At 76.6% G+C, this 23,557-nt stretch carries 20 protein-coding genes; 16 read left to right on the forward strand and 4 right to left on the reverse strand.

Annotation, left to right across the window (positions count from 1 at the left end; translation table 11 throughout):
- Positions 1–40 precede the first annotated feature (40 nt).
- The 5 genes from efeU (at position 41) to FN207_RS27240 (ending at position 7,058) form a co-directional block, all read left to right on the forward strand.
- Positions 41–976 (forward strand): iron uptake transporter permease EfeU, encoded by a 936-nt coding sequence (efeU, locus tag FN207_RS04325; RefSeq protein ID WP_142457048.1) that lies wholly within the window; start codon positions 41–43, stop codon positions 974–976.
- Positions 963–2,114, forward strand: a complete 1,152-nt coding sequence (gene efeO / locus FN207_RS04330) for an iron uptake system protein EfeO (RefSeq protein WP_142457049.1) — start codon at positions 963–965, stop codon at positions 2,112–2,114. Before efeU ends, efeO begins: the two co-directional genes overlap by 14 nt.
- A 137-nt stretch (positions 2,115–2,251) precedes the next feature.
- Entirely contained in the window at positions 2,252–3,553 is a 1,302-nt protein-coding gene (gene efeB / locus FN207_RS04335) for an iron uptake transporter deferrochelatase/peroxidase subunit (RefSeq protein WP_221888017.1), read from the forward strand.
- Positions 3,554–3,751: 198 nt separating this feature from the next.
- Positions 3,752–5,479 (forward strand): serine/threonine protein kinase, encoded by a 1,728-nt coding sequence (locus FN207_RS04340; protein WP_221888018.1) that lies wholly within the window; start codon positions 3,752–3,754, stop codon positions 5,477–5,479.
- A 19-nt stretch (positions 5,480–5,498) separates the two neighbouring features.
- A complete protein-coding gene (locus FN207_RS27240) occupies positions 5,499–7,058 on the forward strand; it encodes a serine/threonine protein kinase (RefSeq protein WP_142457051.1) in 1,560 nt (519 codons plus the stop codon).
- Positions 7,059–7,097: 39 nt separating this feature from the next.
- On the opposite strand, the gene FN207_RS04350 is transcribed toward FN207_RS27240, so the two are convergent.
- The gene (locus FN207_RS04350; RefSeq protein ID WP_142457052.1) at positions 7,098–7,799 is read right to left on the reverse strand and encodes a hypothetical protein; all 702 of its coding nucleotides are present in this window, start codon (positions 7,797–7,799) and stop codon (positions 7,098–7,100) included.
- Positions 7,800–7,957: 158 nt separating this feature from the next.
- Between FN207_RS04350 and FN207_RS04355 the strand changes: the two genes are divergently transcribed.
- The 8 genes from FN207_RS04355 (at position 7,958) to FN207_RS04390 (ending at position 17,032) form a co-directional block, all read left to right on the forward strand.
- A complete protein-coding gene (locus FN207_RS04355) occupies positions 7,958–9,241 on the forward strand; it encodes a competence/damage-inducible protein A (protein ID WP_142457053.1) in 1,284 nt (427 codons plus the stop codon).
- Positions 9,238–9,639, forward strand: a complete 402-nt coding sequence (locus FN207_RS04360; RefSeq protein ID WP_142457054.1) for an SRPBCC family protein — start codon at positions 9,238–9,240, stop codon at positions 9,637–9,639. Before FN207_RS04355 ends, FN207_RS04360 begins: the two co-directional genes overlap by 4 nt.
- 51 nt (positions 9,640–9,690) lie before the next feature.
- The gene (locus tag FN207_RS04365) at positions 9,691–11,184 is read left to right on the forward strand and encodes an HNH endonuclease signature motif containing protein (RefSeq protein ID WP_142457055.1); all 1,494 of its coding nucleotides are present in this window, start codon (positions 9,691–9,693) and stop codon (positions 11,182–11,184) included.
- Between the two features lie 91 nt (positions 11,185–11,275).
- Positions 11,276–12,904, forward strand: a complete 1,629-nt coding sequence (locus FN207_RS04370; RefSeq protein ID WP_142457056.1) for an acyl-CoA dehydrogenase family protein — start codon at positions 11,276–11,278, stop codon at positions 12,902–12,904.
- Between the two features lie 121 nt (positions 12,905–13,025).
- The gene (locus FN207_RS04375) at positions 13,026–15,128 is read left to right on the forward strand and encodes a putative bifunctional diguanylate cyclase/phosphodiesterase (protein WP_246065750.1); all 2,103 of its coding nucleotides are present in this window, start codon (positions 13,026–13,028) and stop codon (positions 15,126–15,128) included.
- Positions 15,129–15,316: 188 nt separating this feature from the next.
- A complete protein-coding gene (locus FN207_RS04380) occupies positions 15,317–16,006 on the forward strand; it encodes an NYN domain-containing protein (protein ID WP_246065752.1) in 690 nt (229 codons plus the stop codon).
- A 41-nt stretch (positions 16,007–16,047) separates the two neighbouring features.
- On the forward strand, positions 16,048–16,284 hold the full coding sequence (locus FN207_RS04385; protein ID WP_093581784.1) for a hypothetical protein: 237 nt from the start codon (positions 16,048–16,050) through the stop codon (positions 16,282–16,284).
- A 67-nt stretch (positions 16,285–16,351) separates the two neighbouring features.
- Positions 16,352–17,032 (forward strand): PilZ domain-containing protein, encoded by a 681-nt coding sequence (locus FN207_RS04390; protein ID WP_142457058.1) that lies wholly within the window; start codon positions 16,352–16,354, stop codon positions 17,030–17,032.
- A 6-nt stretch (positions 17,033–17,038) separates the two neighbouring features.
- Here the strand turns inward: FN207_RS04390 and FN207_RS04395 are convergent, their stop codons facing one another.
- Complete coding sequence (locus FN207_RS04395) at positions 17,039–17,551, reverse strand: ATP-binding protein (protein ID WP_142457059.1); 513 nt, start codon at positions 17,549–17,551, stop codon at positions 17,039–17,041.
- A 123-nt stretch (positions 17,552–17,674) separates the two neighbouring features.
- Between FN207_RS04395 and FN207_RS04400 the strand changes: the two genes are divergently transcribed.
- On the forward strand, positions 17,675–18,379 hold the full coding sequence (locus FN207_RS04400; RefSeq protein WP_142457060.1) for a GAF and ANTAR domain-containing protein: 705 nt from the start codon (positions 17,675–17,677) through the stop codon (positions 18,377–18,379).
- Positions 18,380–18,385: 6 nt separating this feature from the next.
- On the opposite strand, the gene FN207_RS04405 is transcribed toward FN207_RS04400, so the two are convergent.
- On the reverse strand, positions 18,386–19,342 hold the full coding sequence (locus tag FN207_RS04405) for a nucleoside hydrolase (RefSeq protein WP_142457061.1): 957 nt from the start codon (positions 19,340–19,342) through the stop codon (positions 18,386–18,388).
- Positions 19,343–19,381: 39 nt separating this feature from the next.
- Between FN207_RS04405 and FN207_RS04410 the strand changes: the two genes are divergently transcribed.
- Positions 19,382–20,257, forward strand: a complete 876-nt coding sequence (locus FN207_RS04410) for an ATP-grasp domain-containing protein (protein ID WP_221888019.1) — start codon at positions 19,382–19,384, stop codon at positions 20,255–20,257.
- Here FN207_RS04410 and FN207_RS04415 read toward each other — a convergent pair.
- On the reverse strand, positions 20,250–21,614 hold the full coding sequence (locus FN207_RS04415) for an APC family permease (RefSeq protein WP_142457062.1): 1,365 nt from the start codon (positions 21,612–21,614) through the stop codon (positions 20,250–20,252). The genes FN207_RS04410 and FN207_RS04415 overlap by 8 nt on opposite strands.
- Positions 21,615–21,951: 337 nt before the next feature.
- On the opposite strand from FN207_RS04415, the gene FN207_RS04420 reads away from it, so the two are divergent.
- Positions 21,952–22,746 carry a hypothetical protein gene (locus tag FN207_RS04420; RefSeq protein WP_142457063.1) on the forward strand — a complete coding sequence of 265 codons (795 nt, stop codon included), beginning with the start codon at positions 21,952–21,954 and terminating at the stop codon, positions 22,744–22,746.
- Positions 22,747–23,557: the final 811 nt, after the last annotated feature.

Here is a 23,557-nt window from a genome sequence, read left to right on the forward strand (position 1 = left end):
CGGAGGCGGGGGCTCCTCCGCTCCGAGAGACGGGTCAGCCATGGGTCAGGCGTTCCTCGCCAGCTACCTCATCGGGCTCCGCGAGGGCCTGGAGGCCACCCTGGTGGTCAGCATCCTCGTCGCGTACCTGGTCAAGTCCGGCCGGCGCCGCCAGCTGCTGCCGCTGTGGGCCGGCGTGGCCGCCGCCGTCGCGATCTCGGTGCTCTTCGGCGCCCTGCTGACCTACACCGAGACCACGCTGCTGGCCGACTACCGCTCGCGCGAGCTGTTCGAGGCGATCACCTCCGTGCTCGCCGTCGGGCTGGTCACCTGGATGGTCTTCTGGATGCGGCGCACCGCGCGCCGGCTCAAGGGCGAGCTGACCGGGAAGCTGGAGGCCGCGATCGGCGTCGGCACGCTCGCCGTCGCCGGGATCGCCTTCCTCTCCGTGGTCCGCGAGGGCCTGGAGACGACGCTGCTCTTCTACGCCGCCGCCCAGGGCGCCACCACGACGGCGACGCCGCTGGTCGCGATCTCGGCCGGCGTGCTCACCGCCGTCGTCATCGGCACCGGCCTGTACGCGGGCGCCATCCGGATCAACCTGTCGCGGTTCTTCACCGTCAGCGGCGTCCTGCTCGTCTTCGTGGCGGCCGGGATCCTCAAGTACGGAATCCACGACTTCCAGGAGGCCGGCGTCCTGCCCGGCCTCGACGTCCTGGCCTTCGATGTCTCCGGCGTCCTGGACCCCAACAGCTGGTACGGCGCGACGATCGCCGGGATCTTCAACATCACCGCGGCGCCCACGGTGCTCGAGATGGTCGCCTACGTCGCCTACCTGCTGCCCGTGCTCGTCGCCTTCCTCTGGCCGGCCCGGACGCCCGCGTCCGCCCCGGCCCCCGCGGCGAACGTCGTCGCGGACGCCCCCCAGCCCTCCGGCGCCGCCCCGGCCCGGACCCCCTCCTCGCAGTCGGAGACCACCGAGCATGTCCGTGCGTGACCGCCGCCTCCCCCTCCTCACCGCGGGCCTCCTGGCCGCGCTGACCACCGCCGCCTGCGGCAGCGCCGACGCCGGGTCCGGCGGCGCCTCGGGCGGGGAGGCCGCCGACACGGTCGCCGTCGCGGCCTCCGACGACGCCTGCGACGTCGCCAGCGCCGAGCTGCCGGCCGGCACGCACGAGTTCCAGGTGACCAACTCCGGCAGCCAGGTCACCGAGTTCTACGTCTACGCCGAGGGCGACCGGGTGATGGGCGAGGTCGAGAACATCGCCCCCGGCCTGACCCGCGAGCTGCTCGTCGAGCTGCCCGCCGGCACCTACGAGACCGCCTGCAAGCCGGGCATGGTCGGCGACGGCATCCGCAGCGACCTCACGATCACCGGCGAGGCCGCCTCGCTGTCGGAGGACGAGACGCTCGCCCAGGCCAGCGCCGACTACCAGCGCTACGTGCAGAGCCAGACCGGCGCGCTGCTCGAGCAGACCACCGCGTTCGTCGACGCCGTGGAGGCCGGGGACGTCGAGGGCGCCAAGGCGCTGTTCCCGGTGGCGCGCACCTACTGGGAGCGCATCGAGCCCGTGGCCGAGATCTTCGGCGACCTCGACCCGCTCATCGACGGCCGCGAGGGTGACCAGGCCGAGGGCGAGGACTTCACCGGCTTCCACCGCATCGAGCAGGCGTTGTGGGTGGGCAACACCACCGAGGGCATGGCCCCCTACGCCGACCAGCTCCTGGCGAACGTGCAGGAGATCGTCGACCTCGCCAACGAGACGACGCTGGAGCCGCTGCAGCTCGCCAACGGCGCCAAGGCCCTCCTCGACGAGATCGCCACCGGCAAGATCACCGGCGAGGAGGACCGCTACTCGCACACCGACCTGTGGGACTTCGCCGCCAACCTCGAGGGCTCCGAGGCCGCCGTCCAGGCGCTGCGCCCCTACCTCGAGGAGGCCGACCCCGACCTCGTCGCCGAGATCGACGAGCGGTTCGCCGCAACCGAGGCCGAGCTCGAGCAGTACCGCACCGACGGCGGCTGGACGCTGCACGACCAGCTCACCGAGGACCAGCTCCAGGGCCTGTCGGACAGCATCACCGCGCTGTCGGAGTCGGTCAGCCAGGTCGCGGCGGTCGTTGCTGATCGGTGACGGCCGACCGGTGACCCGCGCGACACCGGTACGGGGACGCGCCGGTGTCCGCGCGGCGTTGGGAACGAGGACGCCGTCCCACCCCGAGGGAGCCCGGACCCCCAGCCATGACGGAACCGACCATGACGGAACCGACCATGACGGAACCGACCGCTGACCAGCCGGCCCCGCAGCAGCGGGCCGGGCTGTCCCGCCGCCGCCTGCTCGGCGCCTTCGGCGCCGGCACCGCCGGCGTGCTCGCCGCGGGCGCGGCCGGCGGCGTCATCGGCCGGGCCACCGCGGACGAGGCGCCGTCGGCCGGGGCGGCCCCGACCGACGCGGTGCCCTTCCACGGCGAGCACCAGGCCGGGATCGTCACGCCCGCCCAGGACCGGCTGCACTTCGTCGCCCTCGACGTCACCACCGACAGCCGCGAGGACCTCGTCCAGCTGCTCGAGGACTGGACCGAGGCCGCCCGGCGGATGACCGCGGGCCGCGACGCCGGCCCGGTCGGCGCGGTCGACGGGGAGCGGTACGCCCCGCCCGACGACACCGGCGAGGCGATCGGCCTGCCGGCGTCCGGGCTGACGCTCACCGTCGGCTTCGGGCCCACGCTGTTCACCGCCGCCGACGGCACCGACCGCTTCGGCCTCGCCGCCCGCCGGCCCGCGCCGCTGGTCGACCTGCCCGCGTTCCCCGGCGACCAGATCGAGCCGGCGATCAGCGGCGGCGACCTGTGCATCCAGGCCTGCGCCAACGACCCGCAGGTCGCCGTCCACGCCATCCGCAACCTGGTGCGCATCGGCGCCGGCGTGGTGAGCGTGCGCTGGTCGCAGCTGGGCTTCGGCCGGACGTCGTCGACCAGCACCGGCCAGGCCACCCCGCGCAACCTGTTCGGCTTCAAGGACGGCACCGACAACCTCAAGGCCGAGAACGGCAGCACGCTGGACCGCTTCGTCTGGGTCGGTGACGACGACGCCGACTGGCTGCGCGGCGGCTCCTACCTGGTCACGCGGCGGATCCGGATGCTCATCGAGCCGTGGGACAGCTCCTCGCTCGACGAGCAGCAGCGCACCATCGGCCGGGCCAAGGGCAGCGGCGCCCCGCTCGGGCAGCAGGCGGAGTTCGACCCGGTCGACTTCACGAAGCAGGTCGACGGCGAGTTCGCCGTCCCGGAGACCAGCCACGTGTTCCTGGCCCACCCGACCAACTCGGGGACGGCGATCCTGCGGCGCGGCTACAGCTTCGTCGACGGCTCCGACGGCCTCGGCCGGCTCGACGCGGGACTGTTCTTCATCGCCTTCCAGCGCAACCCGGAGACGGGCTTCGTCCAGGTGCAGCGCAACCTGCGCCTGGACGCGATGAACGAGTACATCCGGCACACCTCCTCGGCCGTCTTCGCCTGCCCGCCGGGCGTGCGCGACGACGGCGACTGGTGGGGCCGCGCGCTGTTCGGGTAGCGACCCCGGCGCGTCACCGGGGTGTCGTCGGCGCGTCGCCGTGTCGATGCGGACCCGTGACGCACGGGGCTCCCCGGACGGGTGGTGCACCTGGGAGTATGTGTGGTCTCGGACGGCCCGGGCACCCCTGCGGACGGGGGCGGCCGTCCGGGGACGGACGGCGCCGACAGCAGGGTCGGCAGTGATGGGAGCGGTCCCGTGGTGGAACCAGGTCGCCGGATGCTCGGTGACCGCTACGAGCTCCTCCAGCTCATCGCCTCCGGCGGCATGGGGCAGGTCTGGCGCGGCACCGACGAGCTGCTGCACCGCCCCGTCGCGGTCAAGGTGCTGCGCAGCGAGTACACCGGCGATCCCACCTTCCTCGCCCGCTTCCGTGCCGAGGCCCAGCACGCCGCCGCGCTGAACCACTCCAACATCGCGGCGGTCTACGACTACGGCGAGACCACGGCCCGGGACACCGCCGGCGACACCGGCGAGACGCTGGCCTATCTCGTCATGGAGCTGGTCGAGGGCGAGCCGCTGTCGGCGCTGCTGCGCCGCGAGGGCCGGCTGGACACCGCCACCACGCTGTCGGTGCTCGAGCAGACCGCCGCCGCGCTGGCCGAGGCGCACCGCGCCGGGCTCGTGCACCGCGACGTCAAGCCCGGCAACATCCTGGTCCGCGCCGACGGCAGCGTGAAGATCACCGACTTCGGCATCGCGTGGTCGGCGGGCAGCGTCCCGCTCACCCAGACCGGCCAGGTCATCGGCACCCCGCAGTACATCTCGCCGGAGCAGGCCGAGGGGCACCTGGCCACCCCCGCCAGCGACGTCTACGCCCTCGGCCTGGTCGGCTACGAGTGCCTGAGCGGCCACCCGGCGTTCGAGGGCGACAACGCGGTCACCATCGCGCTCAAGCAGCTGCGCTCGGAGCCCGAGCCGCTGCCGGACACGCTGCCGGTCGACGTCCGCACGCTCATCCGGCGCGCGCTGTCGAAGGACCCGTCGGCCCGCATGGCCGACGGCGCCGAGTTCGTCGCGGCGATCGAGGACGCCCGCGCGGGACGGCTGCCCGCCTTCGAGCCGGTCCCCGTCGCGGTGCCCTCCGCCGTCGTGCCCGCCGTCGCCTCCGCTGCCGTCGTCGACGCCGGGCCGCCCACCCAGGCGGCGCCGGCCCCGGGCCCGCGGGCGCCGCGGCGCAGCAGCCCGCCGCCGCCTCCGCGGCGCCGGGTCGCGACCGTGCTGGTCCCGGTGCTGGCGCTGCTGCTCGGTGCCGGGCTGGCCGCCGTCGTCTTCTCCGCCCTCACCGACCCGCCCTCCCCGACCGTCCCCGCCGCGCAGACCCGCGAGAACGACGACGAGGGTGTGGTGCTCGACGCCGGCGACTACGTGGGCCGGCCGATCGAGGACGTCGCCACCCAGCTGTCCGCGCTCGGCCTGGGCGTGGAGCGGCGTGAGCAGGTGACCGGCTCGGCCGTCCCGGGCCGGGTGCTCGGCGTCTCGCCCGAGGGCGTGCGGCTCGAGCCCGGCGACGACGTCGTCGTCACCTTCGCCGTGGCACCGTCCGGCGGCCGCGCCGCGGGCCCGTCGTCCTCCCGCGGGGACGACGACGGCGACGTCTCGGCCGTGACCGGGGACAGCGCGCCGGACCCCGTGGTGGAGCCCGTCGCGCCCGCCCCGGACCCGGCCACCGGGACCACCGCGACGACCACCGACGCCGCGACGCCCACCTCGACCGCGGTGTCGGGCAGCTCGGCGAGCGGCTCGGGGAGCAGTTCGGGGACGGGGAGCAGCTCGGGCTCGGCCACGGGGTCGGCGACGGGCACCACCGGCTCCTCGACGGCCACCAGCAGCACCGGCACGACGACGTCGTCCTCGACGGAGACCACGACGCCCACGACGGCGAGCGACGACTCGACGGTTGCGGGAGGATCGACCGCCGGCTGACCCGGTCCGAGGAGGTGTGATGGGCACGAGCCCCGTTCGACGCGTCGTCGGCGGCCGCTACGAGCTGCTCGGCCTCCTCGCCACCGGCGGGATGGGCCAGGTCTGGCGGGGCCGGGACGCGCTGCTGGACCGGCCGGTCGCGGTCAAGCTGCTGCGCAGCGAGTACACCGAGGACGAGACCGTCCGCAGCCGCTTCCGCACCGAGGCACGGCTGGCCGGCCGGCTCCTGCACCGCAACATCGCCGCGCTCCACGACTACGGCGAGGCGGTCACCGACGACGGCGAGGTGGTCGCCCACCTGGTGATGGAGCTCGTCGACGGCGAGCCGCTGTCGGCGCTCCTGGCCCGTGAGCGGCGCCTGCCGCCGGACCGGGTGCTCGACCTCGTGGGCCAGACCGCCGCCGCGCTGGCCGCCGCGCACGCCGCGGGCGTGGTGCACCGCGACGTGAAGCCGGGCAACGTCCTCGTCGGCGACGACGGCATCGTGCGGATCACCGACTTCGGCATCGCGTGGTCGGCCGGCAGCGCGCCGCTGACCCGCACCGGCCAGGTCGTCGGCACGGCCCACTACCTCGCGCCCGAGCAGGCGGCCGGCGGCAAGGCGGGCCCGGCCAGCGACGTCTACGCCCTCGGGATGGTCACCTACGAGTGCCTGGCCGGGCGGCGCGCCTTCGACGGCGAGCACCCGGTGCAGATCGCGCTGCGGCAGATCCGCGACGAGCCCGACCCGCTGCCCGACGACCTGCCCGGACCGGTGCGGGAGCTGGTGGCCCGGATGCTGGTCAAGGACCCCGCCGGCCGGCTCGCCGACGGCGCCGCGGTGTGCGAGGCGGTGGCCGCGGTCCGCGCGGGCCGGGCCCTGCCGCCCGCGCCGGCGCCGGTCACCGCGCCGCTGCCGGCCGCGGTCGCCGCGGTCGCGGCCGCGCCGCCGGCGCGCCCACCGCGCCGGGCGGGGCGGGTGCTCGCCGGTGTGGCCACCCTCGCGGTCGGTGCCGCGCTCGGCGTGGGCGTGCTCCAGGTGGCCGGGCCCGGCCAGAACCCGGGAACGACCGCGGAGGCCGGCCCGGCCTCCTCCGAGGGGGCGATCGACGTCCGCCGTGCGGAGCTCGTCGGCCGGTCCGCCGACGAGGTCGAGGAGGAGTTGGTCACCGCCGGCCTGCGGGTGCGCCGCGTGGTGGTGGAGACCGCCGACGCCGCGCCGGGGATCGTCACCGCGGCGACCCCGGTGGGACGGCTGGACCCCGACGAGACGGTCACGCTGACGGTGGCCGCGGCCGTGCCGGCGCCGTCGTCGACACCCGTCCCGACCCCGACCCCGTCTGTGGAGCCGGACCCGGAGCCCTCCTGGCCGCGCGCGTGGCCCTCGGCGCCGGTCGGACAGGCGACGGAGGTGGCCGACCCGCTCCCGACGACCCCCGCGCCCGTGCCGGCTCCGGTTCCGGCTCCGGTTCCGGCTCCGGATCCTGCGCCGGCAGCCGACCCCCCGGGGAACGGCAACGGGAACGCGAACGGGAACGGGAACGCCAACAGCAACGCCGGGGGCAACGGGCGCGGCAACGGCCGGGGGCGCGCCGGCTGAACCGCCGGCGCGCCCGGCGTCAGCGAGGGCGGCTCAGCGTCAGCGACGGCGGCCGGGGACCAGCCAGACCGCGGCGGCGACCGCCGCGAGCGCCATCGTGAGCACGAACCCGCGGTCGGTGTCGGCGCGGGGGAGGACGACGAGCGCCCAGAAGACCGCCAGGCCGGTGAGCCCGCCCAGCGCGATCCGCTCGGCGCCGGCCGGCCGCAGCCGCAGCGCCGGCACCAGCCGAACCGCGGCGGCCACCCCGGCGAGGAGCGCGCACAGCGTGGCGAACGCCGACCACGCCGGCACGTCACCCCACAGCGCGGACCCGTCCGGGCGCAGGAGCAGGCCGAGCTCGAGGAGCACGAGACCGAGCGCGGCCAGGCCCGCGGCCACCAGCGCGACGCGGTCCCGCGGCGCACGCGGTGCCTTGTGCTGCTCCGGCCGGGGGGCGGGGACGGCCGGCGGGGGGACCGGCGGCGTGCCGAGGAGGGAGTCCAGCGGACCGGTCGGCTGGGGGCCGTCGGGCCGGGCGGAGTGGTCGTGCGCGGGGTCCGGCGTCGTCGCCGGCTGCGGGGTGGTCACGGGGTAGGCGGGCGCGGGCATGGCCGACGGCGGGAGGGTGGCCGGGGCGGTCACGGGGGCGGCGTGCTGCCCTTCGGCGCTTGCGGCGGTGGCGCCCGTGGCGGTGGCGCCCTCCCCGGTCAGGGGGATCTCCTGGGTGCGCGGGGCGGCCGGCGGGGGCGAGGTGGTCACGGGTGCTCTCTCTCCTCCAGAGACGGCGGGCAGCCGGTCCCCGTGGGAGGACCGGTCCTTCCCTGCACGCTATCCGCGGCGCCCGGCCGGGGCGGGGAGGCGGGGCGGCGGGTCCGGTCGGCCTGCCCCGGACCGGCGCCGGACCTACTGTCGGCCGGGTGGGCACGCGCGCGGGCATCGTCGTCACCGGAACCGAGGTCCTGACCGGCCGGGTCGCCGACCGCAACGGGCCCTGGCTGGCCGAGGAGCTGCGGCGGGCCGGCGTCGACGTCGGCACCGTCCTCGTGGTGGGCGACCGGCCCGACGACATGCGGGGCGCGCTGGGGTACCTCGCCGCCAGCGGCGCGGAGCTGGTGGTCACCTCCGGCGGTCTGGGCCCCACCGCGGACGACCTCACCGCGGCGATCGTGGGGGAGGTGCAGGGGCGGCCGCTCGCCGTCGACCCGGAGCTCGAGCAGCGCGTCGCCGCCGTCGTGGAGAGGCTCATGTCCCGGCGCGGCTGGCGGGCCGACCCGGAGGCGACGGCGGCCGGGGTGCGTAAGCAGGCGATGGTCCCGGCGGGCGCCACGGTGCTCGAGCCGGTGGGGACCGCGCCGGGTCTCGTCGTCCCGCCGGCCGACGGGCGCGGCGGGCCGGTCGTCGTCGTCCTGCCCGGGCCGCCGTCGGAGCTGCAGGGCATGTGGCCGGCCGCGCTGGCCGCCGGGCCGGTGCGGGAGGTGCTGTCCGACGCCGGTGAGCTGCGGCAGGAGACGATCCGGCTCTGGGGCACGCTCGAGGCCCAGCTGGCCGCCACGCTGCGCACGCTCGAGGACGGGCTCGGCGGCCTGGAGGTCACCACCTGCCTGCGGGAGGGCGAGCTCGAGATCGTCACCCGCTTCGCGCCCGACGCCCAGCCCGCCTACGACCGGCTGGCCGCGGCGCTGGCCGAGGAGTACGCGGCGACGCTGTTCTCGACCGGGCCGACGCTCGACGACCTGGTGGCCGGGGCGCTGGCCGACCAGGGGCTCACGATCGCCACGGCGGAGTCGTGCACCGGCGGGCTGCTGGTGGCCCGGCTGATCGAGCGGGCGGGGTCCTCGGCGTGGGTGCTCGGCGGGATCACCTCCTACGCCAACTCGGCGAAGGAGCACCTGGTCGGGGTACCGGGGGAGATGCTGGCCGAGTTCGGCGCGGTGAGCCCGCAGGTGGCGCTGGCCCTGGCCGAGGGGGCGCGCGAGCGGTTCGGTGCCGACGTCGGCGTCGGGATCACCGGCATCGCCGGCCCCGGCGGCGGGACGCCCGAGAAGCCGGTGGGCACCGTGCACCTGTGCGCCGTCGCCCCGTCCGGGCAGCAGACGCGGTCGGTCCGGCTGCACGGCTCCCGGACGGCGGTCCGCGAGCGCTCGGTGGTCCTGGCGATGCACGTGCTGCGGCAGCTGCTGCTCGGCGGCCCGCCGGCATGAGCAGGGTGACGCTGCACGCGACCGGGCCGGTGCCGCCCGCCGAGGCGTGGGAGCGCTACGCGGAGCCGGCGCGGTGGCCGACGTGGGCGCCGCAGATCACCGGCGTCCAGGTGCCCGTGCCGCGGCTGGCCGCCGGGGTGGAGGGCCGCGTGCGGGGTCCGCTCGGGGTGACGCTGCCGTTCGTCGTCGAGTCGGTGGACGAGGCGGCCCGGCAGTGGGCCTGGACGGTCACCGCGGGGCCGGTGCGGCTGCACCTCGTGCACTGGGTGGCCGACGGGCCCGACGGCGGCAGCACGACCGGCCTGCGCATCGACGGGCCGCTGCCCGTGGTAGCGGCGTACGCGCCGCTCGCCCACCTCGCGATCGGCCGCCTGGTCCGCCCGCTCGACGGGAGCTGACCCCGCCCTGACCTGCGGGAACTGTCGTACCCCGCCCGTAGGTTCGGAGTCGTGCAGGAGATCGCCGGGTCGCTCGTGGAGCGTGCGCTGGCGGGCTGGCTCGTCGAGCGGCCCGCGCCCTTCCGGCGGCTGCCGGTGGCGCTGCTGTCGCGGGAGCAGAAGGCCGCCGAGCTGCAGCGGGTGCAGGCCCTCAAGGCGCGGACCGCCGCCTACGAGGCCGAGCTGATCCTGGGCCTCGCGGACGACTCACCCGATGACGACGACCCGGCTCCGGGCACACCGGGTGCGCGGGCGCGGTCGTGGAAGCCCGACCCCGAACTGCCCGGGGTGTCGGAGTTCTTTCCTGCCGAGCTGGCGATGGTGCTCAACTGCGGGCGCCTGGCGGCGAGTCAGCGGGCGCACCGCGCCTGGACCTACCGCACCCACCTGCCCGCGACCTGGGCCGCGATGTCCGCCGGTGAGCTGGACGAGTACCGCGCGATGACGCTGGTCGAGGTGCTGCAGCACACCGACCCGGCTGTTGCCCGCCGGGTGGAGGCCCGCCTGCTGCCCGAGGCGGCTCAGCTCACCGTCGGCAGACTCAAGAAGCGCGCTCTGCAGCTGCTGCTCGAGCTCGACGCCGAGGCCGCCGAGCGGCGGCGGGCGCAGGCCAGGCGGCGCGCGGACGTCCGCGTCTACCCCTCGCCCCAGGAAGGCATGGCCACCCTCGCCGCCGACCTACCCGCCGACGTGGCGGCGGCCTGCCACGCGCTGGTCGACCAGCTGGCCCGGATGCTCAAGGCCGACGGCGACGACCGGCCGATCGGGGAGATCCGGACAGCCGTCTTCGCCGATCTGCTGCAACGCCCCTGGGACGACACCCGGCCGCCGGTGACCGCGCACCTGCAGATCATCGCCACCCTCGCCGCACTCGACGGGCGCAGTGACGAGGCCGGTGAGGTCAACGGCCTGCCGATCACCGCCGCCCAGCTCCGCGAGCTGCTGCAGCAGCTCGACGCCCTCGGTGTGCGCACGCCCGAGGACGGCTCGGTCACCCTCGCACTCGCAGACGAGGACGGCACGCTGCGGGCCACCAGCACGCTGGACCAGCTCCGCTGGCTGGCCCGCCGTGGCTGCCCCGACCACCCCACGGCTCCGGACACCGACGACTGCGGGTGCGCCGTGCTCGACCGCCCGGAGGCCGTCGACCGCTATGAACCGTCCGCAGCGCAGCAGCGGTTCGTGCGCACCCGCGACCGCACCTGCCGCTTCCCCACCTGCGGCCAGCGGGTGGGCTGGGCCGACGCCGACCACGTCATCCCGCACGCGCACGGCGGAGCGACCGACTGCGGCAACCTGTGCTGTCTGTGCCGCAGCCACCACCGGCTGAAGACCTTCGCCAGAGGCTGGCGCTTCCACATGAGCTCCGACGGCGTCCTCACGGTGACGACACCCTCGGGCATCACCCGCACCACCCGGCCACCGGGCCTGCGACCACCACCGCCGGCACCCGAACCACCGGCCGAGCCGGACGACGACCCGGACAACGACCCGCCGCCCTTCTGACAGCCCCAGCCCGGCGTTCCACGTGGAACGGTCGCGGTCGCGAGCCGGAGGATGTGACCGCGGCGACACGGCGGGTCGTACGGTGCGCGGCGTGAGTGCGACGCACGAGGTCACCAACCAGGCCCCGCCGCTGGTGGGGTACGACCCGATCGCCGGGGACGCGGCGCTGGCGGAGGCCTGCGTCCGGCACGCCGACGAGGCGACGCTCGCCTCGCTGGCCGACCTCGGCGCCGTGGCCGGCAGCGAGCAGGCGCGCGAGTGGGGTCGCCTGGCCGACGAGAACCGGCCGGTGCTCCGCACGCACGACCGCTACGGCCACCGGATCGACGAGGTGGAGTTCCACCCCGCCTGGCACGAGCTCATGCGCACGGCGTTCGAGCACGGCCTCGCCGGCGCGCCGTGGGCCGCGGCGGACGCCGGCTACCGGCACGCGCACGTGCGCCGCGCCGTCGGCTACCTCGGCTGGACCCAGGTCGAGGCCGGCCACGGCTGCCCGGTGACGATGACCTACGCCGCCGTCCCGGCGCTGCGGGCCACGCCCGCCCTCGCCGCGCGCTACGAGCCCGGCCTCACCGCCACCGGCTACCGGTTCGGCCTCACCGACCCGGCCGCCAAGCCCGGTCTGGTCGCGGGCATGGGCATGACCGAGAAGCAGGGCGGCTCCGACGTCCGGTCCAACACCACCCGCGCCGTCGCGAACGCCGAGGGCAGCCACGCCCTCACCGGGCACAAGTGGTTCACCAGCGCCCCCATGAGCGACCTGTTCCTCGTCCTCGCCCAGCTCGACGAGGGCGTGTCCTGCTTCGCCGTTCCGCGGGTGCTCCCCGACGGCAGCCGCAACGTCTTCCGCCTGCAGCGCCTCAAGGACAAGCTCGGCGACCGCGCCAACGCCTCCAGCGAGGTCGAGTTCGACGGCACCACCGGCTGGCTGGTGGGCGAGCCCGGCCGGGGCGTGCCCACGATCATCGAGATGGTCAACACCACGCGGCTGGACTGCGTCATCGGCTCGGCGGCCACGGTCCGCGCGGCGCTCACCCAGGCGATCCACCACGCCCGCCACCGCTCGGCGTTCGGCGCGCTGCTGGCCGACCAGCCGCTCATGCAGAACGTGCTCGCCGACCTCGCCGTCGAGAGCGAGGCCGCCACGGCGCTCGCCGTCCGGCTGGCCGCCGCGGTCGACGCCGGCGAGACGGCGTTCCTCCGGCTGGCCGGCGCCGCCGCGAAGTTCCTCGTCTGCAAGCGCACCCCGGCCGTCGTCGGCGAGGCCCTGGAGGTGCTCGGCGGCAACGGCTACGTCGAGGAGTCCGGCATGCCCCGGCTCTACCGGCAGGCGCCGCTCAACTCGATCTGGGAGGGCTCGGGCAACGTCATCGCTCTCGACGTCCTCCGGGCCCTGGGCCGCAGCAGCGAGTCGCTGGCCGCCGTCACCGCCGAGATCGAGCTGGCCCGCGGCGCCGACGCCCGCTTCGACGACGCCGTGAAGCGGCTGTCCGCCGAGCTGGGCGACCCCGAGGCGCTGCCGCTGCGGGCCCGCCGCGTGGCCGGCCTGCTGGCCCAGTGCCTGCAGGGCTCACTGCTCCTGCGCTTCGCGCCACCCGAGGTGGCCGACGCCTTCTGCGCCTCCCGCCTGGGCGGGGACTGGGGAGCGGTGCTCGGCACGCTGCCCGCCGGCCTCCCCGTGAGGCGGATCGTCGGACGAGCGGCGGTCGCCCCTGCCTGAGACCCCGCTGCTCCACTACTCTCGGGTAGGCGTCGCGCACGGACCGACTTCCCACTGTCCCGGTCCGGCACCGGAGGCCTGATCGAGGGGTCCCGGCGTGCGGCAGGGGGAGAGATCACGCGTGCACCTATCCGACCACGCAGGCGCGGCCGCACCGCCGCCGCACCTGCTGGCCAGCGTCCCGGACGCGGTCTACCACCTCGACCGCCAGTGGCGCTTCACCTGGCTCAACGCCGCCGCGGCGGAGCTGCTGAGCGCGCCGGCCGACGCGCTGCTGGGCAGGACGGTGCTCGAGTGCGTCCCCGACCTCCGCGACACCGAGTTCGAGGCCGAGCTCCACGGCGCGCTCGTCGACGGCCACCCGCGCGTCTTCGAGTACCTGCACGCCCCGCGGGACCGCTGGTTCGAGGTCCGCGCCTCCGCCGACGCCACCGGTCTGGTGATCTTCGTCCGCGACGTCGACTCGCGGCACCGCGCGCAGGCCGCCCAGGCGCACGCCCTCCGGCAGACCACCGCCGTCCTCGACGCGCTCCCCTCACCGACCGTGCTGCTCGACCGGACGGGCCGCATCCGCACCGTCAACCGCAGCTGGCTGGCGAAGGCCGACGCCGTGCGCGCCGCGGGCTGGGAGGTCGCCGAGGTGGGCGACGACTACCTCTCGCGGATCTCCCAGGGCGTGCCCCCCGACGACGTGGCCCGCATCGCCGGGGGACTCGCCGAGCTCCGCGCGGCGCCGTCCGGGGGACCGACGCGCACCTTCACCTGCGAGTACTCCATGGCGCTCCCCGACGGTCTCGCGTGGGGGCGGCTGCAGGCGGCCCGCACGGAGGAGGGTGGCCGGCTCGTCGTCACCCACACCGACATCACCGAGCGCGTGCGCGACCAGGAGCGCCTCGTCTGGCAGGCCACGCACGACGACCTGACCGGACTGCCCAACCGCGCCCGGCTGCTCGAGCTGATCGGCGAGGCCCTGGCCGACGACGCCGCCCGCACCGCCCTGCTCTTCCTCGACATCGACGGCTTCAAGACCATCAACGACTCCCTCGGCTCCGAGGTCGGCGACGAGCTGCTCCGCCAGGTGGGCGCCCGCCTCTCCGGGCAGATCCGCCCCGGCGACGCCGTCGGCCGCCTCGGCGGTGACCAGTTCGTCGTCCTGGCGCACTCCTGCGACACCCCCGAGGCGGCGTCGCTGGCCTTCCGCCTGCAGCGCTCCTTCGCCCGCCCGTTCGTCGCGGCGGGGGTGTCGGTCCCGGTCTCGGCGAGCATCGGGGTCGCCGTCGCCCAGCCCGGCCTGCGGCACGCGTACCAGCTCCTCAGCGACGCCGACGCCGCCAGCTACGCCGCCAAGGCCGCCGGCCGCGACCGGGTGCACCTGTTCTCCCCGGGCCTGCGCGACGCCGCCCGGTGGCGCATGGACGTCGCCACCCGGCTGCGCGACGGCGCCCTCGACCAGTTCGTCGTCCACTACCAACCGGTGGTGCGGCTCGACACCGGCGAGGTCGAGGGCGTGGAGGCGCTGCTGCGCTGGCAGCACCCCGAGCGCGGCCTGCTCGCGCCCGACGCCTTCCTCTCCGTGGCCGAGGAGACCGGCCAGCTCATCCCGATCACCCGGTGGCTGCTGGGCGAGACCACCCGCCAGGCCGCCGAGTGGGCGCGCGCGGGCCTCCGGCTGCGCATGGCGGTCAACATCAGCGCCCGCCACTTCTCCACCGAGACGCTGGTGCGCGACGTCCGGACGGCGCTGCACGAGTCGGGCCTCGCCCCCGAGCAGCTCATGCTCGAGCTCACCGAGACCTGCGTCGCCGAGGACCCGACCCGCGCCGAGGACCAGCTCGCCATCCTCCGCGGGTTCGGCGTGCGGGTCGCCATCGACGACTTCGGCACCGGGTGGTCCTCGCTGGCCCAGCTGATGGCGCTGCCGATCGGGACGCTCAAGATCGACCGCTCGCTCATCACCGCGGCCGAGCGGCTCGCCGCCGGGGGCACCGGGGCGGTGCTCGGGGCGATCGTCGAGCTCGCGCACACCCTGGGCATCCGGTCGGTGGCCGAGGGCGTGGAGACCGCCGAGCACCTGCGGATGGTCCGCGAGGCCGGCTGCGACTCCGCGCAGGGCTACCTGCTGGCCCACCCGATGGCCGCCGGGGACGTCGAGCGCTGGGCGCACCTCGTGGAGGCCGGCGGCGGGGACTCCTGCGCCATGGCCCTCGCCGGCCAGTTGGGCTGAGGACGAGGAGCGCACTGCTGACCGGGGTGCCCCCGCGCGGGCGGCGACGCGCGGTCCGCCGGGCCACCGCGCCGGCCGGACCGCCGCCACCCGCTCCGCCGCCGCCCGCCGCACCCCCGGCCGCCCCGCCACCCGCCGCACCCCCGGCCGCGGACCCGACGGCGGCGGCCACCGGGCAGACTGCCCCCGTGACCACGACCAGCGCAGAGGCCCCCGTCACCGAGCCGCAGCCCGACGAGGGTCGCGGACGGCCGGCGCTGGACCTGCTGATCTGGGACGCGCCGAACATCGACATGACCCTGTCGACGGTCATCGGCGCCCGGCCCACCGCCGCCTCCCGGCCGCGCTTCGACGCGATCGCCGCGTGGTTCGTCGACGGCGCCGGCGACCCGGCCGCCCCTGATGCGCCGGAGGTCGAGGCCTGCGTCTTCGCCAACATCCCGCCGGTCGTCGGCTCGCTGCAGCGCTGGGTGGAGGCGCTGCGCGGCTTCGGCTACGCCGTCTTCGCCCGGCCCAAGAGCCAGCCCGACGACGACATCGACCAGGCGATGCTCGACCACATCGAGGTGCGCACGCACAGCCACCGGCTGCGGCGGCTGGTCGTCTTCTCCGGCGACGGGCGCAACTTCGCCGAGCCGCTCGAGGAGCTGGCCCGCACCGGCACGCAGGTCGTCGTCGTGGCCTTCAGCGAGGTGGCCGGCTACGCCATCGGCTCGGACCTGCTCGAGTTCATCGACATCGAGGACGTCCCCGGCGCCTTCGCCGCCCCGCTGGACCGCGTGCGCCTCGACGCCCTCCCGCCGGACGGTGCCTGGCTGCGGCCCACCCGGAGCCTGCGCGACTTCGTCTCCAACTGGACGGCCCGCCGCAGCGGCTGATCGGCGGTGTCCGCCGCGCCCGGCCGGGGCACAGAGGGGTCATGGCGGTCTGCGAGGTCTGCGGCAACGACTACGACATGAGCTTCGAGGTGGTGGCCCAGGGGGCCCGGCACACCTTCGACAGCTTCGAGTGCGCCATCCACCGGATGGCGCCCATCTGCGAGCACTGCGGCGTGAAGGTGGTCGGCCACGGCGTCGTCGTGGAGGGCTCCTTCTACTGCTGTGCGCACTGCGCCCGTGCCGAGCACGACGACGCACCGGTGGCCGACTCCGCCTGAAGTCCCGGCCCGGACCGGCCGATATCCCTCCCCGGGGGACGCGCGGACCCCGGACCGGGAGGAGCTCATGGACGCCGCACTCAGGGACACCGCACTCAGGGACACCGCACCGAGGGGCACCGCAGACGGGGACGTCGCCGGCACGGACCGGCCGGCCGCGCAGTCGGACGCGGAGGTCGCCCTGCCCGACCGCGGGACGGCGGTCGGCGGCTGGGTGGAGTCCTCGTCGGCCGGGGAGCTGCGGCTGCGGCTGGAGGGCGACCGCGAGGCGCCCGAGGTCGGGCCCGGCGACGCCGCCGAGGTGTCCTGGCGCGGCCCCGACACCCGCCGCGTGGCACCGGCGCGGATCACCGCCGTCGAGGGCAGCACCTGGGTGCTGGCGCTCACCGGTCCCGGTGCGCCGAGCCAGCGCCGGCAGGCCGTCCGCGCGCTCGTCGTCGTGCCGGTGACGGCCCGGCGCGGGGAGTCCGGCGTCGCGGGCGAGACCGTCGACCTCAGCGAGTCCGGCGCCCGGGTGTTCCTGCGCGCGCGCCCGCCGGTGGCCGTCGGGGGCACGATGACGCTGGCCGTGGCCCTCGACGACGGCGAGCTGGCGCTGCCGGCCCAGGTGCTGCGCAGCGAGGAGCGTGGCGCGCGCACCCTGGTGTCGCTGCGCTTCGTCACCCCGGGGGAGCGGGAGCAGGACCGGCTCCGCCGCCGGGTGTTCCGGGCGCTGCGCGAGCAGAGCGCGCGGGCCGCCGGCCGCTGAGGGCGGTCAGTCGCGCGGGATCTCCGGGGCGCGCGGCTCGGGCACCTGACCACCGAAGCCCTGCCCGCCGAGGCCCTCGATCGGCTGCAGGCCCGAGGGCAGCCGGGCCCACACGTGCTTGCGGCCGGGGCGCTCCTCCCAGCCGTAGTCGACCGACAGCTGCGCCACCAGGTGCAGGCCCATCCCGCCCAGCGAGGGGTCGCGGTCCACGGCGGGCACCGGCGGGCGGTCGGGCGCCTCGTCGCTGAGGTCGAGCAGCCAGCCCGCGGGGCTGGCCACCACCAGCGCCCGGACGTCGCCGCCGCCGTGCCGCAGCGCGTTGGACGCCAGCTCCTCGAAGACCAGCAGCAGCCCGTCGCGCGCGTCCTCGGTCGACGACGTGCTCACCGAGGGGTGGGCGATGCGGGCCCGCAGGTCGGCGCGCACCCGGGAGACGACGTGCATCGCCTCGAGCTGCCAGTGCCAGACGTCGCCGGCTACCGAGGGCACGGGGGTGCGCGGCCACGTCTCCTGGCCCATCGCCTCCCCCTCGCGTCCGCTCCGGTCGACCGGCGTCCATCCTGGCCGAAACCCCTGCCCGCCGCAGCGGCGGGTGCGCGTACGCCGCTCCCGGGCTCCCCGTCCGGCCGCGGGACGGGCAGGATGTGCGGCGTGGAGGACCTCTGGCGCGCGCTGAGCCGGCTGCAGCTGGCCGAACGGGAGCTCGGTGACGTGCTGGGCGAGGTCACCCGCCTCGCTGCCGAGCACATCCCGGGTGCGGAGTCGACGTCGATCACCCTGATCCGCGGGGACACCGCCACCACGGCGGCCCACCACGGCGAGATGGCGCTGGCCGCCGACGAGCTGCAGTACGACGAGGGGTACGGCCCCTGCCTCGACGCCGGCCGGGCCGGGGTGGTGCTGCGGATCGACGACACGCACACCGAGACCCGGTGGCCGACCTACGTCGCCCGCGTGGTGGAGGTCGGTGTCCGCAGCTCGCTGTCGATGCCGCTGCCGTACCAGGGCACCACGATCGGCGCGCTGAACAACTACTCGACGATGCCGGGCGCCTTCGCCTCCGACGAGTCCGCCGAGGTCGCCCGCGAGGTGGCCGAGGCGGTCGCCGTCGCCGTCGCCAACGCCGACGCGCACGCCCTGCTCGGCGAGCACGCCCGCAACATGGAGCTGGCGATGCAGTCGCGGGCGGTCATCGAGCAGGCCAAGGGCGTGCTCATGGCGCAGCGGCACGTCGACGCCGACGCCGCCTTCGACCTGCTGCGCGAGGCCTCCCAGCGCTACAACCGCAAGCTGCGCGACATCGCCGCGGGCATCGTCGACTCCGTCGTCGGGCCGCCCAAGCGCTGAGGCGGCTCAGCCCACCCGTTCGGCGAGCCCGGCCAGCCGGCTGACGAGGAACTCGACGGCCGCGGCGCTGTCCACGGTCTCGGCCACGTCGACCGCGGTGGGTGCGTCCGACACCGCCCGCCGGTCCACCAGCGTCTGCCCCCGCGAGGGGCCGCCCCCGGTGTCGACGACGACGTCGCGGCGGACGGTGCCCAGCGTGCCCGGCACGATCGCCTCGGTGAGGGCCAGCGCGTCGTGGACCACCACGCCGGGAGTCCCGTACGCGGTCCGGGCGTGGTCGAGGTACTGCTGCAGGACCGACGCCGCCGTCGCCCCGACCGGTCCTGCCGCGGCGAAGCGGGCGATGCCCTCCTCGCCGAGCACGGTGGGCAGCGTGACGTCGAGGCCGACGAGCACCGTGGGCACCGTCGAGCCGAGGACCCGCGCCGCGGCCTCCGGGTCGGACCACACGTTGAACTCGGCGGCGGCCGTGACGTTGCCGCCGCGCCCCGCCGAGCCACCCATGAGCACCAGCCGGTCGATCCGCTCCGCCGCCTCGGGGTAGGTGGCCAGCAGCAGCGCCACGTTGGTCCACGGGCCGATGGCGGCCACGGTCACCGGCTCCTCGGAGGCCATCAGCAGCTCGGCGAGCGCGACCACGGCCGGCCGCGGGTCGAGGGCGGCGGGGGAGGGCGGCAGCTGCACGCCGCCCAGGCCGGTCACGCCGTGCACGTGGCCGGCGCGCTCGGGCTGGGGGAACACCAGCGACTCGGCGGCGCCCGCGGCCACCGGCACGTCGGAGCGGCCGGCCAGGTGCAGCACCCGCAGCGCGTTGTCCGTCGTCTGCGGCAGCTCCACGTTGCCGTGCACCGTGGTCACCAGGCGCAGGTCCACCTCCGGGCTGGCCAGCGCCAGCAGGATGGCCAGGGCGTCGTCGATGCCCGGGTCGGTGTCGATCACGAGGGGTCGTGCGGAGGCGGCCACCCGGCCATCCCAGCAGACGGCGTACGGCAGGATCGCGGCGTGCCCGACGTGCTCATCGCCAGCTGTGCCGCCGCCGCCGGGAGGGACGAGGACGAGCCGCTGCTGCTGGCCGCCCTCGCCGCCGAGGGACTGACGATGTCGTGCGCGGACTGGGCCGACGGCGACGTCGACTGGGGTGCCGCGGCGGTCGTCGTCGTCCGGTCGACCTGGGACTACGCGCCGCGCCGCGACGAGTTCCTCGCCTGGGCGCGCCGCGTAGAGGCCGTGACCCGGCTGCTCAACCCCGCGGACGTCCTGGCGTGGAACACCGACAAGCGCTACCTGCGGGAGCTCGCGGACACCGGGGTGCCCGTGGTGCCCACGGCGTGGGCCGAGCAGCCCGGCGACGTCGACGCGGCGCTGGACCGCTGGCCCGGCGACGTCGTCGTCAAGCCGGTGGTGTCCGCCGGCGCCCGCGACACCACCCGCTTCGCGCCGGCGCAGCGGGCGGAGGCCCGGGCGGCCGCGCGGGGGATCCTGGCGAGCGGCCGGGCGGTCATGGTGCAGCCCTACCTCGACCGGCTCGACGCCGAGGGCGAGACCGGCCTGGTCCACCTCGACGGCGTCCTCAGCCACGCCTTCGGCAAGGGCGCCCTGCTGGCGGGGGAGGCCCTGGGTCCGGGCCTCTACGCGGAGGAGGAGATCACCCGGCGCACCGCCACCCCGGAGCAGCGGGCGCTGGGCGACCGGGTGCTGGCCTGGGTGGCCGAGCGGACCGGGGCGGCGCCGCTGTACGCCCGCGTCGACCTCGTGCGCGGGGAGGACGGCGCGCCGCAGGTCATCGAGGTGGAGCTGACCGAGCCCAGCCTGTTCCTCACCACCGACGACGGGGCCGCGGCCCGGCTGGCGGCGGCGGTTCGCGCCCGCCTCAGCTGACCGGCCTGCGCTCCCGCGCCTCGGCCCGGCGCCGCGGCAGCGCCGTCACCAGGTAGAGCAGCGCCCCGACGGCGAGCAGGATCCCCGCGAACGCCCACGTCCGCGCCTCCTGCTGCCAGAGCAGGACCAGGCACGAGACGACCCCGAGGACCGGGACCACCGCCGGCACCCGGAAGTGCGGCGCCTCGACCCGGTCGCGGCGCAGCACCAGCACCGCGGTGTTGGTGCTGAGGAAGACGAACAGCAGCAGGAGCACCACCGTGTTGGCCAGCGTGGCCAGGTCGCCGGCCAGGCTCAGCCCCATGGCCACCAGCGTGGTGACGGCGATGGCCACCCACGGCGTCCGGCGCTGCGGCAGCACCCGGCCCAGGACCGCGGGCAGCAGGTGCTGCTCGGCCAGCCCGTAGGCCATGCGGCTGGCCATGATCATGGTGAGCAGCGCGCCGTTGGCGACGGCGATCAGCGCGACCAGGCTGAAGAGCGAGTCGGGGATGCCGGCGTCGGCGGCCCGGACCACCTCGAGCAGCGGCCCGCTGGAGCCGGCCAGGTCGCCGGGCGGCAGCACGACCGCCGCCGCGATGCCGACCAGCACGTACACCAGCCCGGCGGTGAGCAGCGCGCCGAACAGCGCCCGCGGGTAGACCCGCCGCACGTCGCGGACCTCCTCGGCCACGTTGGCCGACGTCTCGAACCCGACGAAGGAGTAGTAGGCCAGCAGCGCCGCCGAGAGCGTCGCCGTCGCCGCGGACACCCCGGGCGGGAACTCCACCGACCGGCCCAGGTCGCCGTCGCCTCGGGAGAGCACCAGCGCGCCGAGGACGACGACCAGCACCAGCCCCGAGGTCTCGACCAGCGTCATCACCAGGTTGGCGCGCAGCGACTCCCGGATGCCGCGGGCGTTGAGCAGCGCCACGGCCAGCAGGAACACCAGCGCGGCCGGGGCGGCCGGCACGTCGAGGAACACGGCCAGGTAGTCGCCGGCGAAGGCCAGGGCGAGGCCCGCGGCGCTGGTGACGCCGGCGGCGAGCATGCAGAAGCCGACGAGGAAGGCCACCACCGGCGAGCGGAACGCGCGCTCGGCGAACACCGCCGAGCCGCCGGCGCGCGGGTACTTCGTGACCAGCTCCGCGTAGGAGGCCGCGGTCAGCAGCGCCAGCAGCAGCGCGACCAGCAGGGGCACCCAGATCGCCCCGCCCACCTCGCCCGCGACCTCGCCGACCAGCGCGTAGACACCCGCGCCCAGGACGTCGCCGAGGATGAACAGGTAGAGCAGCGGGCCGGTGACGGCGCGGCGCAGCCTGGTGTCCGGTTCGTCGGCGCCGGTCCCGGCGGTGTCCGTGGCGGGCTGGTGGGTCACCGGTCGAGTCTGGGCAGGCCCCTGGTGCCCGGCAACCGGACCGCCCCGTTCTGGAAACGGCGGGATCCGGTCCGACACGCCGGGCGCGGCGGCGCGTGTCCCGGGGTGACCAGAGGCCCTCCGGGGGCCGTCCCCGCTCGGCGGCCGTCGACGGGTCGACAAGTGATCGTCGTCAGCGCCGGGTCATCAACGCGCTGGTCAGGCCCCCACAACGGTTGCGTCACGGGCTCTCCAGGGAGTGTCCGGACGGGCCGTCCGCGAGGCCCGCGTTCCCTACCTTTCCCCTTGTCCGCAGCACCTTCCCCGGCTGCGGACACAGACCCCCCAGGAGGCCGGCATGGCGATCGACCGGGCAGCAGCCCCGTCGTCGGCGACGCTGCCGGACGACCTGGGTCTGGCCGGCCTCCTCGGCCTGCTCGACCGGGCGCACGAGCTGCCGCAGCGGCCCCGCCCGCGCCGCGCCGTGCTCACCCGCTCGCCGGGCGGCCCGCGCGCGCTGCGCCCGCTGCCGACGGCCCGTCCGGTGCCCGTCCCGCGCCCGCGCCTGGTCCCGCCGGCCGCCGTCCCCGCTCCGGTCGCCGCCCCGGCTCCGGTCGCCGCGACCGGCCCCCGCTGGCGCGCCCGGCTGCGCGCGTCGGTCCGGCGGCTGGCGCTGTGGGGCGCGGGTCCGGACGGTGCCCACGCGGCCTGGCCGACCGCTCCCGTCGTCGTGCCGCCGGCCGGTCCCGGCCTGGTCCGGCGCCTGGCCCTCTGGGGCGGCGGCCGGGACGGCGAGCACCTGGCCTGGGGCCGCCCGCGCCCGGCCGCCCCGGCGCCCGCTCCCGCCCCGAACGGCCCCGTGGTGCTCACCGAGCTGCCGAGCACCCCCACGATCCGGCCCGCGGCGTCTTCCCCCGCCGCGGCGCTGCCCCCGGCCGGCCCCGGCCGGCCGGTCCCGCCCCGTCCCGCCGCCCCCCGCTCCGCGGGCCCGGCGCTGGCCCCGGCCGGCTGGCCGGCGCGGCCCGCCGCCAGGCGGCCGACGGCACGGGCGCCCGACCCGCCCGGCACCGCCGGTGCGGTGCGCACCCGGGGCGACCCGGGCGGGCACCCGGCGCGGGGTTCTCCCCGGCCGCCGCCACCGGCTCCCGACTGATCCGCAGCGCGCCCCCTCCCCGGGGACGTGCGCCCGCACCCTCGTCGACGTGCTCGACGGGCCCGGCCACCCCCTTCCCCCCGCGGGTGGCCGGACCGCCGGCCCGCTCCCCGAGCAGTTCCACCCCCGGCCGACCACGGCCGCCCCCTGGCCCTCCTCCGCGGCACCCCGCCGCCGACCGACCTCTCCGCACGACGATCCGGCCTCGACCCACCCGCCGACCGCCCCGCACGAGGGCAGCGCGCGGACCCTCCCGGGAGGCCCGGACGCCGGCCGCGGAACGGCGATCGGCAGCGGGTCCCCCGCCGCCGGCAGCAGACCCCTCCGCACGACGATCCGGCCTCGACCCACCCGCCGACTGCCCCGCACGAGGGCAGCGCGCGGACCCTCCCGGGAGGCCCGGACGCCCGCGGCGCGGCTGCCCGGCGACGGCCGCCGCAGCGAGGAGGACCGGGTCCTGCCGGTGCCCGGCGGGAGACGACCCGCCCCGTCGTCCCCCCGGGTCTCTGACCGGCACGCCCCGGCCAGGCAGGCGCCGGCGGCCCGCGGTGGACGCTCGCCGGGACCAGGCCGCGGTCGCCAGGCCCGGCGCCGCGACGAGGACGGCGGACGCCGGCCCGGGCCCGGCGGCGCACTGCGACGAGACGAGACGACGGGCGCTCCCGGGCGGCCCGACCGGCACCGACGCCGGTCCGGCCGCCGGGGGGCGCCCGTCCCCGTGCGCGGTGTCGACTCCGGCACACCGGTTGTCGTCCCCCGTCCCGGCGTGGGACAAAGGACGACGGACCACCGCTCCCGCACCGAACGGATC

Origin of the sequence: Geodermatophilus aquaeductus (assembly GCF_900182545.1) — a bacterium.
Lineage (GTDB): Bacteria > Actinomycetota > Actinomycetes > Mycobacteriales > Geodermatophilaceae > Geodermatophilus > Geodermatophilus aquaeductus.